The sequence below is a fragment of the Streptomyces noursei ATCC 11455 genome (assembly GCF_001704275.1).
Classification (GTDB): Bacteria; Actinomycetota; Actinomycetes; order Streptomycetales; family Streptomycetaceae; genus Streptomyces; species Streptomyces noursei.
In genome coordinates this window covers 2,961,739-2,972,717 of sequence record NZ_CP011533.1, presented here as the reverse complement: position 1 = coordinate 2,972,717, position 10,979 = coordinate 2,961,739, and the positions used below count along the sequence as shown (strand labels likewise).

General features: G+C 74.4%; 10 protein-coding genes and 1 pseudogene. 4 read left to right on the top strand and 7 right to left on the bottom strand.

The features are described 5' to 3' along the window. The first annotated feature begins 57 nt into the window (after window positions 1-57). The 3 genes from SNOUR_RS12290 to SNOUR_RS12280 are packed head-to-tail and all read left to right on the top strand — an operon-like array spanning window position 58 to window position 2,112. Window positions 58-960, top strand: coding sequence for an AraC family transcriptional regulator (locus SNOUR_RS12290; protein ID WP_067346437.1), 903 nt, complete (start codon window positions 58-60; stop codon window positions 958-960). A 10-nt stretch (window positions 961-970) separates the two neighbouring features. Beyond that, a complete protein-coding gene (locus SNOUR_RS12285; RefSeq protein WP_376738509.1) occupies window positions 971-1,807 on the top strand; it encodes an AzlC family ABC transporter permease in 837 nt (278 codons plus the stop codon). Further along, window positions 1,804-2,112 carry an AzlD domain-containing protein gene (locus SNOUR_RS12280; protein WP_067346433.1) on the top strand — a complete coding sequence of 103 codons (309 nt, stop codon included), beginning with the start codon at window positions 1,804-1,806 and terminating at the stop codon, window positions 2,110-2,112. The genes SNOUR_RS12285 and SNOUR_RS12280 overlap by 4 nt, the downstream gene beginning before the upstream one ends. Before the next feature lie 48 nt (window positions 2,113-2,160). Here SNOUR_RS12280 and SNOUR_RS12275 read toward each other — a convergent pair whose 3' ends face one another. Continuing rightward, a complete protein-coding gene (locus SNOUR_RS12275; RefSeq protein ID WP_067346432.1) occupies window positions 2,161-3,084 on the bottom strand; it encodes a hypothetical protein in 924 nt (307 codons plus the stop codon). Window positions 3,085-3,648: 564 nt separating this feature from the next. On the opposite strand from SNOUR_RS12275, the gene SNOUR_RS12270 reads away from it, so the two are divergent. Next, window positions 3,649-5,070, top strand: coding sequence for a hypothetical protein (locus SNOUR_RS12270; protein ID WP_067346430.1), 1,422 nt, complete (start codon window positions 3,649-3,651; stop codon window positions 5,068-5,070). A gap of 683 nt (window positions 5,071-5,753) precedes the next feature. On the opposite strand, the pseudogene SNOUR_RS48305 reads toward SNOUR_RS12270, so the two are convergent. From SNOUR_RS48305 to SNOUR_RS12240, 6 genes and pseudogenes are all read right to left on the bottom strand, one after another. After that, a pseudogene (locus tag SNOUR_RS48305) lies at window positions 5,754-6,317 on the bottom strand (TerD family protein); the annotation flags it as partial. Window positions 6,318-6,495: 178 nt separating this feature from the next. After that, window positions 6,496-7,176, bottom strand: coding sequence for a hypothetical protein (locus SNOUR_RS12260; RefSeq protein ID WP_067346428.1), 681 nt, complete (start codon window positions 7,174-7,176; stop codon window positions 6,496-6,498). Between the two features lie 75 nt (window positions 7,177-7,251). Then, the gene (locus SNOUR_RS12255; RefSeq protein WP_067346427.1) at window positions 7,252-7,830 is read right to left on the bottom strand and encodes a TerD family protein; all 579 of its coding nucleotides are present in this window, start codon (window positions 7,828-7,830) and stop codon (window positions 7,252-7,254) included. Window positions 7,831-7,969: 139 nt separating this feature from the next. Beyond that, entirely contained in the window at window positions 7,970-8,305 is a 336-nt protein-coding gene (locus tag SNOUR_RS12250; protein ID WP_067358199.1) for an ArsR/SmtB family transcription factor, read from the bottom strand. Between the two features lie 183 nt (window positions 8,306-8,488). Next, window positions 8,489-10,126, bottom strand: a complete 1,638-nt coding sequence (locus SNOUR_RS12245) for an LCP family protein (protein WP_312632552.1) — start codon at window positions 10,124-10,126, stop codon at window positions 8,489-8,491. Beyond that, window positions 10,119-10,694 (bottom strand): DUF6542 domain-containing protein, encoded by a 576-nt coding sequence (locus SNOUR_RS12240; RefSeq protein WP_067346426.1) that lies wholly within the window; start codon window positions 10,692-10,694, stop codon window positions 10,119-10,121. The genes SNOUR_RS12245 and SNOUR_RS12240 overlap by 8 nt, the downstream gene beginning before the upstream one ends. Between the last annotated feature and the right edge of the window lie 285 nt (window positions 10,695-10,979).

The following is a 10,979-nucleotide window of genomic DNA, read 5'->3' as shown; positions in this document are numbered from 1 at the left end:
GCGTCCACGGTGCGGACACCCTGTCGCCCGGCCGCCGGGAATCCGCACAATGAGGGCATGGGCATGATCAGTACGGATGGTGAGCCCACCGCGCCGCGGGCCCCCGACGAGTGGGCGCGCCACTGGCGCTACCCCGGGCTGCCCGGCCTCGACCTGCTGCGCGCCCGCTACGTCCGGCATTCCTTCCCCCGGCACGCCCACGACGGGTATGTGCTCTGCGCGGTCACCTCCGGGATCGAGGCGGTCGGGCTGCGCGACGGCGTGGTGCGCGCCGGACCCGGCTCCGTCGTGATGATCAATCCGGAGGTGTCGCACACCGCGCGGGCCGGCGCCCCCGAGGGCTGGGCCTACGCCACGCTCTACCCCTCGGCGGAACTCGTCGCCGGGATCGCCCAGGAGACCACCGGGCTGTGCGGCACCGCGGGCTTCGTCCGGACCGTCGCCGACGAGCCCGGCCTCGGCCGGCTGATCGCCGGCGTCCACCGGGCCGCCGAGGCCGGCAACGCGCTGGCCGCCGACAGCCTGCTGCGGATCGTGGTGGCCCGGCTGCTGCGCGGCCACGGGGGACCGCTGCCGGCCCGCGCGTCCCGGGCGGCCGGCGCCCGTACCGCCGCCCGGGCCCGCGCCGTCCTGGAGGAGCGGATGCCCGATCCGCCCACCCTGGAGGAACTCGCCCGGGAACTGGGGACCAGCCCGTTCGCGCTGCTGCGGGCCTTCCGGGCCGCGTACGGCATGCCGCCGCACACCTGGCTCACCGACGCCCGGGTGCGGCGCGCCCGCCGGCTGCTGGAGGCCGGCACCCCGCCCGCCGAGACGGCCGCGGCGGTCGGCTTCACCGACCAGCCGCACCTGAACCGGCACTTCACCCGGATCGTCGGGGTGCCGCCGGGCGCCTACCGCCGGGAGCGCGCGGCGGCGGGCGCAAGAACGTACAAGACCGCGGGGGACGCGCCCTCCTAGGGTCCAGGGCGTGGCTGAACAGACAGATCGCGCAGTACCGGCGGAGATACGCCCCGCCCAGGTCCGCGGCCCGGGGAGCCCCGCTACCGGGGCGCACGACGAGCCGCCGCCCGTACCGGAGCGGCCCGACGCGGCCGTCGTCAGGGACGCGTTGGGGGTCGGCATCGCCGTCGGGCTCTCCGGCTTCGCCTTCGGCGTGACCTCCGCCGGTGCCGGGCTCAGCGTCTGGCAGACCTGCGCCCTGAGCCTCCTTGTCTTCACCGGGGCCTCGCAGTTCGCCCTGGTGGGCGCGCTCGCCGCGGGCGGCAACCCGTTCACCGCGGCGGCCGGGGCCTTCTTCCTGGGCGTCCGCAACGCCTTCTACGGGCTGCGGCTCTCCGCCGTCCTCGGTTACCGCGGCGCGGTCCGGCCGCTGGCCGCCCACTGGATCATCGACGAGACCGCGGCCGTCACCCTGGCCCAGACCGGGCGGCGCAGCGCACGACTGGGCTTCACCGTCACCGGGCTGTCGCTGTACTTCCTGTGGAACCTCACCACCCTCGGCGGTGCCCTGGGGGCCCGGGCGCTCGGCGACACCGCCGCCTGGGGCCTGGACGCGGCCGGCCCCGCGGTGTTCGTGGCGCTGCTCGCGCCGATGCTGCGGTCCGCCGTGGAGCGGTGCACGGCCGGCCTCGCCGTGCTGCTGCTCCTGGTGACGCTGCCGGTCCTGCCCGCCGGGGTGCCGGTGCTGCTCTCGGCGCTCGCCGCGCCCGCCGTCCTCGCCGTCCAGGGACGGTGGCGACGGAAGCCCGCCCCACAGGAGCGGGCCGGCGCGGACCACGACACCGTCGAGGAGGACCGGACATGAACGTCTGGATCGCGATCGGCGTCACCGCCGTCGGCTGCTACCTGGTCAAGTTCCTCGGCCTGTCGGCACCCGCCGGCGTCCTGGAACGCCCTCTGGTCAAGCGGTTGGCCGCGCTGCTCCCGGTGGCCCTGCTGGCCGCGCTGACCGCCCAGCAGACCTTTGGCGACGGCGGGCACCTGATGCTCGACGCCAGGGCCGCCGGGGTCGCCGCGGCCGTCGTCGCCCTGCTGCTGCGCGCCCCGTTCCTGCTGATCGTCGCGGCCGCGGTGGCGGTCACCGCCGGGGTGCGCGCCTTGGGCGGGTGACCGCGCCGCCGGGCCGTCGAAGGGCCCGGCGGGCGGCCGTCCGGCCGCTCAGCCCAGTGGCCGCCCGTACGCCCGGAGCGTGAGCAGCGCCTCCAGGGTCACCAGCGGGCGGCCTTCCACCTCCGTACCGGGCGCCCACAGGCGCCAGTTGACGGGCCAGCCGCCGTCCTCCCCCTGGAGCGCGACGAGGTGGTCCAGGGCCCGGTCCATCTCCTGGTCGGTGAACCAGCCGCGGGCCAGCGAATCGGGCGCGGCGGCGAAGTCGTACGCGAAGTGGTGCTCCCCGGGGGCGTACCCCTCCGGGACCGGGACGTCGGCCGCCCGCCCCGGATCCAGCACGACCAGGTCCTGCTCCCGTACCAGCCGGCCCAGCCGCCGCGCCGCCGCGGCCGCCCGCGGCCGGTCCGGGGCGCCGTCCAGGAACGCCACCGCCGCCGCGACCTCGTAGGGGTGGGTCTTCTCCAGGGACTCCACGGTCGCCCAGCAGTAGTCGGTCGCCCGGAACAGCCAGGCGTGCCACACCTGATTGCGGTGCAGCAGCCCCACCACCGGGCCGGTCGCCAGCAGCGAGCTCGGAGGGTCGTCCACCACGGGGATCCAGGGCGCGGCCGGATAGCCGCGCAACGAGGGGTGCACCGCCGGCAGCGCCCCCTCGGACGTCGAGATCCGCGTCAGGTAGCGGCAGATCCGCTCCACCCGGCGGCCGTCGCACCGCCCGATCCGGTTCAGGACCTTCAGCGCGTGCGCGGTGTGCAGTGGTTGGCTGACCGGGCCGCGCAGGTCGGGTTCCAGGGCGTGGCCGTAGCCGTCGTCGTCGTTGCGGTACGCGGTGAGCGCGGTCTCGACCGGATCCGCGCCGCCGCCGAGGAAGTGGTGCGCGAAGAGCCGCTGCTCCAGCACCCGGGCGGTCAGCCAGACGAAGCGCTCGGCACGCGCCAGAGGGGTCGCTGGGGGACTTACGTTTTCGGCCATGGCCCGACCGTAGGGGCGAAAGCCCGCGCCGGCACGGGCTCGGGGCCCGCTGCCCTCCGAGGGCGGGACCCTGGAGGCATCCGGTTGACGATCTCCGCCGTGGACGCGGGGCGTCTCCAGGGGCGGGACGGGGATTGCGGGTTCGCGGCGCGCGTGCTGCAATGCCGCGCGTGATGGGTCAACTCCCGCTGCACCGGCGCCTCTTCCTGGACCTCGCGCGGCTCGCCTCCGCGGCGTGTCGTCCGGCGGGGCGCTGACCCCGTCCCGCGCGCCCCGTGCGCACGCCGCCGTCCCGGGCGTCAGCCGCGCCCGACGGCAGCCGCCGGCGGACCCCGCCCCGTCCACGTCACCCGCGCGGGACCGGCCGCCCCGGATACCCGCGGGGTATGCGCCGGTCCCACCGGACAGGACGTCAACCCGCCGTCCCGGTACACCGGTTGACGAGGCACCCGTCCCGCACCATCGCCGCCGCCGAGCGGCCAGCGGATGCGCCGTCCCGCCCGCGCCTCGCGCGCCCGACCCCGGTGCGCGTGCCCTCCCGTTCCCCGAACCTGGAGCCGATCCGTGCCCACTCGCAGCAAGAAGACCCGCATCCTGGCGCTCGCCGCCGCGCTGGCCGCCGTCCTCGGTACGGCGGGGCCCGCGCGGGCCGCGGCCCCGCCCGCCAACCCCCACCTCGCCGCGGGCGGGGCGGGGGCCATGCACGGCGACACCGCCTCGTCGGACACCACGCCCCGACCGGGCCCGGGGACGGGCCGGGTCGCCGCCCACCGCACGGCGCTGCAGTCCGCCTGCCCGACCGTGCTGGCCGGCTCCGACGGCTACCCGGTCGCCGTCTGCACCGGCATCTTCGACCGGGCGCCGCACGTCCATCTGCTGGACCCGGCCACCGGCGCCTCGCTGACCGAGCTCGAGCTCGCCAAGTCCGGTGTGCTGGGCGGCATATACAGCTATCTGGACGAGCGGGACCGGCTGGTCGTCGCCGACGGCTCCGGCGATCTGCTGCGGATCGCCCACGTCCGGACGGCGGGCGGCGGCTGGGAGTTGAAGGTCGTCGAGCGGACGCCGCTGACCGGCGCCGTGGCCTCGGGGGACAGCGTGGTCGGGCTCTCCCCGGACTGGCGGGGGAGGGTGTGGTTCGCGACCGCGCACGGCCTCGTCGGCACGGTGGACACCACGACGAAGGCGGTGCGCACGGCGGACCTCGGCGAAGCGGTGGCCAACTCCCTCTCCACCGCGCCCGAGGGCGCCGCGGTGGCCACCGACCATGCGCTGTACCTGCTGCGCGCGGGCGCGGACGGGACGCCCCGGATGGCGTGGCGACGGGCGTACGACCGCGGGCCGGCCCGCAAGCCGGGGCAGCTCAGCCACGGGACGGGGGCCACCCCGACGTTCTTCGGGCCGCGCACCGGTTCGGAGTACCTCGCGATCACCGACAACGCCGCGCCCCGGGAGAACCTGATCGTGGTGGCCACCAAGGACGACCGCACGGTGTGCCGGATCTCGGTCCTCGACCCCAACGGGAGCGGCACCGAGAACTCGCCCGTCGGGGCCGGCAACAGCGTGTACGTGGCGAGCACCTACGGCTATCCGTACCCGGCGGTGCCGGACGGCGCGGGGCCCGCCGAGCCCGCGAGCGCGCCGTTCGGCGGCGGGCTGACCCGGGTCGACCTCGACCGGGACGGCAGCGGCTGCGCGGTCCGCTGGGACGCCCGGATCCGCTCGGCGGCGGTGCCCAAGCTGTCCGTCGCGGACGGCATGCTCTACACGGTGGAGCGCACCGGAGTCCTGGACCCGGCCCGGACCGGCATCCTGGACCGCTACGACTTCCTGGCGGTGGACGCGGAGACCGGCCGGGTGGCGCACCGCAGCCACCTGGGGACCGGCTTCCTCTTCGACACGCTCCAGATGGCGGGCAACGCCACGCCGGGAAGGGTGTGGTGGCAGGGCACCGTCACCGGGGTGGTGCGGATCGCGCCCCAGTAGCCGGAAGGCGTCGGCGCCCGGCCGTCCGTCGGGGGACGCGGCCGGGCGCCGAGGGGGTCATGCCGTGCGACGGGGCATCAGTACTCGTCGCCCTCGTAGTAGTTGTTGACGACCACCTCGGGCTCGTCGTCGTCGAACGCCTCGTTCAGCAGCGCGCCGCCGACCAGACCCGCGGCACCGGCGCCGATCAGCGCGCCGGCACCGAAGCGCCGGCCGCCGCCCTGGTGCTGCTCCGGCTGCTGCGGATAGCCCTGCTGGGGGTAGCCCGGCTGCGCCTGCTGCGGGTAGCCCTGCTGGACGGGCTGCGGGTAGCCGGCCTGGGCCGGGGTGTAGAACGGCGGCGTGGTGGTCTGTACCCGCTGCGCGCATCCGCCGCAGGTCTGGACCTGGCGCGGCACACCCCACTGCGGGGACCACATCACGGGCGTCATTCCGGGGCCGTGGCTGGGGTCGAAGAAGCAGGTCATGTCGGAACTTCCTGTCGGTTGCGGTGATGTGGCGGGGGTGGAGCCCGCTCCGGACGGCGCCACTCCGGCGGCGGCCACGGCCACGGACGTCGCCGTGGGCGTGGCCGCCGCCGACGGGGCGGCGGGCCCGGTGGGGGTGGTGGATGGGGGTCCCCCCTGCTCGAACGGAGTTGAGAGCTTGGGGGCGGTCGGGGCGGCTGCCGGCTCCGGGCGCAGCACCTCGACGCCGTAGTCCTGCGCGATCCCGGCGAGCCCGGAGGCGTAGCCCTGGCCGATCGCGCGGAACTTCCAGTCCGTGCCGTGGCGGTACAACTCGCCGAAGACCATGGCGGTCTCGGTGGCGGCCTGGCCGGAGAGGTCGAAACGGGCCAGCTCGGCGCCGCCGGTCTGGTCGACCACGCGGATGTAGGCGCTGCTCAGCTGGCCGAAATTCTGCCGGCGCTGCTCGGCCTCGTAGATCGAGACCGGGAAGACGATCTTTGCGACCCCGGGCGGGACCGCGCCGAGGTCCACCTCGATCTGTTCCTTGTCCTCGCCGGTGGGGCGGCTGCCGGAGTGCCGCACCGCGCCGTCGGGGCTGGTGAGGTTGTTGAAGAACACGAAGTGCTGGTCGGAGAGGACCTTCCCGGACTCGCCGCACAGCAGCGCGCTGGCATCCAGGTCGTGGCCGGTCCCGGTGGTGGTTCCCACCTGCCAGCCCAGCCCCACCCTGACGGCGGTCAGACCCGGGGCCTGCTTGCTGAGCGACACATTGCCGCCCTTGGTCAGGGCCACGCCCATGAGCTTCCTCCATACGTTCCCGGCATCAGGCGTCCGTCGGCTACAACGCCAAGGAAATCGGCAAGGTTCCCTATCTTGCGCAATGCTTGAAGTATGCGACTGAGAAGTCGTCAGGACGGTCCCGCCACCGCGTCCTGACGCCTTTCTGTCGCGGTGCTGTCACCACGCGACGGTCCGGTCACCGTGCGACGGCCCGCCCGGCCTGCGCCCAGTTCGCGTGCAGCCGGTCCAGGTAGGACCGGGCCTGGGCGCCCGGCGCGGTGCCGTGGGCGAAGGCGAGCATGTTGCCGGCGCCGGCGTTGTAGCCCAGCGCCAGCAGGTCGTCGCGGGAGTATCCGGCCGGTCGTTGCGCGGGCAGTCGGCGGTCCAGGTCGTGCAGGTACCAGGCGGCCGCCTCGACGGCGAGCTTCCGGTCGTCGGGCAGTTCCTCCCACTTCCGGTCGGCGAAGTCCCGGCCGCGCCTGACCTCGTCGAAGGCGGCCCGGTGCATGTTGGCGATGCCGAACGCGGCATCGGGCTTGTAGCGCTGCCAGGCCCGCTCCAGCGCCGGATCGTGCGGCTTGTACGCCTCGTTGTAGAGGATCGCCATCAGCAGCTGGGGGTGGACGCCGGCCGCCGTCGCGTACGTGCGCACCGCGGCGGCGCAGTCGGCCGGGTCGTACGCCCCGTCGGGCCGGGGGGCCGTGGGGTCGCCGTCGGGCGTCGCGGAGGGAGTGACGTCCGGTGCGGTGGACGTCGTGCCGGACGGCTGGGGCGCGGCGCCGGGAGCGGGGCCGTGGCCCGTGTGCACCAGTGCCCAGACCGCCACGGCGGCGCCGGGCAGCACCCACCAACGCCGTCGCGCCCGGGCTGTCGCCATGTCCCGCTCCCTCCGGAAGCCGCCGCTTTGGCGTCGGACGGACCGTCCCGCCCGGCCCGCCGGCCGACGCGCCGCTCAGCCGACGTTGACCCCGAAGTCCTGGGCGATACCGCGCAGTCCCGAGGCGTAGCCCTGGCCGATGGCCCGGAACTTCCACTCCGCGCCGTGCCGGTAGACCTCGCCGAAGACCATGGCGGTCTCGGTGGAGGCGTCCTCCGTGAGGTCGTAGCGGGCGATCTCCCGGCCGTCGGCCTGATTGACCACGCGGATGAACGCGTCGCGGACCTGGCCGAAGCTCTGGCCGCGCTGCTCGGCCTCGTAGATGGAGACCGGGAAGACGATTTTGGTGACCTGCGCGGGGACGGTGGCCACGTCGACCTGGATCTGTTCGTCGTCACCGTGGCTGCCACCGGTGAGGTTGTCCCCGGAGTGCACCACGGAACCGTCCGGGCTGGTGAGGTTGTTGAAGAACACGAAGTGCTGGTCGGAGACGACCTTGCCGGACTGTGCGCACAGCAGCGCGGAGGCGTCCAGGTCGTAGTCGGCGCCGGTGGTGGTGCGGACGGCCCAGCCCAGCCCGATGGTCACCGCGCTGAGGCCGGGGGCCTCCTTGCTGAGCGAGACGTTGCCGCCCTTGGCCAGGGTCACACCCATGAAAAACCCTCCAGCGTTCCTTGGAGCCGGTCTGTGCTGTCGTCCTGGACAACGCGGGGAACCTCATCTTGGTTCCATGATTGCGCAATATCTAAAACGTCTGGGGCGTCGGGGAGCGTGGACGGGCCCGGGTCGGCCCTCAGCCGCCCAGGCGGCGGAGCCGGGGTGGCGCGGTGTGCGCGTCGCGGGCGGCGAGTTGGACGACGAGGGTGCGCATCACGGCGACGGTGTCGGGGTCGTCGACGAAGTAGACGACCCGGCGGCCTTCGCGGCGGGAGCGCACCAGTCCGGCGAGCTTGAGCTTGGACAGGTGTTGGCTGATCGCGGGCAGGGCGCCGCCGACCCGTTCGGCCAGTCCGCTGACGTCGCTCTCGCCCTGGGCCAGTGCCCAGACGATGTGCAGCCGTGGGGGAGAGGCCAGCAGCCCGAACATCGCGGCCGCCTCGGCCAGTACCTCGGCGGACGGATCGGCCATCGTGCCCGTCTCCTGGCCCGCTCCCTCGATGCTCTTCACCACTGCGGCTCTCCCCGTTTCTCGCCCCGGTCGGCCCAGTCTAGGCGGCGCGCCCCCGGCCCGTACGGCCGCCGGTGCCGGCGGTGCCCCGGTGACGGGCGGGGAGTTCGGGGGCCACCGGGGTCACCGGTGGCCCGCCGGGCGTCAGTTGACGCAGGGGATGCCGCCCTCCTTGACGGAGTCGCCGGCGAAGGCGTCGGACGGGACGGGAGAGGGGGAGCTGCCCGTCGTGCCGGGGTCGGCGGACTTCTCCGGGGTCGCCGCCCCGGTGGCGGGCGGGGCCGTGAAGTCGCCACCGAGGACGACCTGGACGTGTCCGGCGGGCACCGAGGCGCTGGGGACCGGCGCGGCGGTGCTCAGCCGGTCGCCGATCTGCCGGGCGGCCTCCTGCGCGCCGGCGCCGTAGAGGACGGTGGTGCGCTGCCGGGGGGTGGCGTTCTCGGTGCGGCCCGCGGTGTAGCCGAGCGAGGTCAGCGCCTTGAGCTCGTCCGCCGCGGCGCCCTTCTTCCCGGAGCCGTTGAGGACGTCGACGGTCGCCGGGGCGGCCTTGACGGACGCGGACGGCGACGGTGCCCCGTCGCCGGGCCGGTCCGAGGAACCGGGCTTCTCGCCGATCAGGGACTGCACGATGGACCGGATCTTGGGCACGTCCACGAGATTGACGGACTCGCGGTTGCGGGTGGCGAAGCCGGCGATGGGCAGGGTGTGGAACACCACGTTCCCGCCGGTCAGGTTGGTGGCCTGCTGGGCGAAGTCCAGCACGTCGAACTTGCTGTCGATGACCAGGTCCTTCTTCACCACGTCGAACAGCCCCTGCAGCTTGCCCAGGTCGGTGAAGACCCCCTGGCTCTTCAGCTTGTGGGTGACCGACGAGATGAACGCCTGCTGGCGGTGGGTGCGGTCCAGGTCGCCGCCGTCCAGACCGTGCCGCTGTCGGACGAAGGCGAGTGCCTGCTTCGGGTCGAGCTGTTGGTGGCCCGCCGGGAAGTCGGCGCCCGAGTAGCGGTCCTTGACCGGGTGCTTCAGGCAGACCTCGATCGGCTGGAGCACCTTGGCGATGTCGTAGAAGCCCAGCAGGTTGACCTCGGCGAAGTGGTCGATCGGCACCTGGAGGAAGTTCTGCACCGTCGCCAGCGTCGCCTCCCGGCCGGCCTCCCGGCTCCGGCTCTCCAGGTCGGCGCCCTTGACCCCCTGGGCGGAGAACTTGTCGTGGGCGCCCGTATAGGCGTTGGCGTACGCCTCCTTGATCTTGAAGTGCCCCTGGGAGGTGCCGTCCCCGTTGAAGGTCTGCACATAGTCGTCGCGCGGGACGGAGAACGCGGTGACCTTCCCGCCGTCCGCCGGGATGTGCATCAGGATCAGGGTGTTGGTGTTGTAGTAACCGATGTCGCTGGACCCGGCGTGCAGCTGGTCCTTGACGAACTCCCGCGGCAGGTCGTTGCCGTTCATGTCCTTGCGCGAATCCAGGCCGATCAACAGCAGGTTGACCGAGTTGTCCAGGTGCTTGGGCGCGTCCTTGCCGCCGATGGCGTTGAGCGCGTCGGAGGTGTTCAGCCCGCTGCTGACCCAGTTGTACGCCGCCCAGGACACCCCGCTGGCCAGGAGGACCAGCGCCGAGGAGAGGGCGAGCGCGGTCCGTCCGGCGACGACCAGGGGGGAGCGCCGCCGTCCGCCGCGCCCGTCGGCCGGCCGCCGGCGTGCGGCCCGCCCGCCGGTCCCCCCGGCCTCCCGGCCGTCCGGTCCGTACGGACTCCGCCCGTAGGGGCTGTGGTCGTCATGCACCGCTGTTCCTCCTGCTCCGCTTCCGGTCGCCGCGCCGGCCGGCCCGTATGCCCCGGACCGTCAGCACCACGATCAGCACCGCCTCGGCCGCCGCCATGGCCGGGAACCCGTCCACGGCCCAGCGCACCGCCGCCGTCGCCAGGCCCTTGCCCTGGACGGTGGTGGTGCCCGCCAGCTGCTCGCACGCCACGGTGACGACCGCCACCACCAGGGGCGGCGCGGATATCAGCCACCAGGCGCCGGCCCGGGTGCAGGTTCTGCCGGTCAGTGCCGCGCCGAGCGCCGCGGCCACCGCGAACACCCAGCCGGGCCGCCCGCCGAGCGCCACGTCGACCGCGGCACCCGCGGCCGTCACCGCCAGCGCCACCACGGCGGCCCGGAGCGCTGGGCGCCCGCGCTCCGCCCGGTCCGCCCGTGCACCGGCCCGCCCGGGGGCCGGCCCGATGCCGGCCGCTCCCGGGTGCCGGTCCCCGCGGCGGCGCGGACCCGGTACCCGGCGTGAGACCTGTGCCCGGTCCCGGGCCAGGTCGTCGTGCCCGTTCGGGGCTTCGGTGCGCTGACCTGTCATTCGCATCCTTCGGACGGCCGGACCGGCGAGGCGGTCGCGGGGGCATGCCGCACGGCGGCAAGGGGTGGTTCCGGCCGGGAAGACGACGATTGCGCCGAGCCGGTTTCACATTTGACTGCTCGATTGCGCAATCTAGCAAGTGTAAGAAGGGTGATCGGACCGGCCGCCCTGGGCACGCCGCGACAAACCGGGACGGGCGGGATCCGGCCACGGAGGGGCGGCGGCGCCGGCCCCGGCACTGGGAGTCCTCGGTCCCCGCCGATCTTCGCTGGCCTTTCGTCCGGC

Excerpts from the sequence above, each read along its gene's own strand:
- SNOUR_RS12290 (WP_067346437.1), top strand. The coding sequence starts at position 58 with ATGGGCATGATCAGTACGGATGGTGAGCCCACCGCGCCGCGGGCCCCC.
- SNOUR_RS12280 (WP_067346433.1), top strand. The coding sequence starts at position 1,804 with ATGAACGTCTGGATCGCGATCGGCGTCACCGCCGTCGGCTGCTACCTG.
- SNOUR_RS12275 (WP_067346432.1), bottom strand. The coding sequence starts at position 3,084 with ATGGCCGAAAACGTAAGTCCCCCAGCGACCCCTCTGGCGCGTGCCGAG.
- SNOUR_RS12260 (WP_067346428.1), bottom strand. The coding sequence starts at position 7,176 with ATGGCGACAGCCCGGGCGCGACGGCGTTGGTGGGTGCTGCCCGGCGCC.
- SNOUR_RS12255 (WP_067346427.1), bottom strand. The coding sequence starts at position 7,830 with ATGGGTGTGACCCTGGCCAAGGGCGGCAACGTCTCGCTCAGCAAGGAG.
- SNOUR_RS12250 (WP_067358199.1), bottom strand. The coding sequence starts at position 8,305 with ATGGCCGATCCGTCCGCCGAGGTACTGGCCGAGGCGGCCGCGATGTTC.
- SNOUR_RS12240 (WP_067346426.1), bottom strand. The coding sequence starts at position 10,694 with ATGACAGGTCAGCGCACCGAAGCCCCGAACGGGCACGACGACCTGGCC.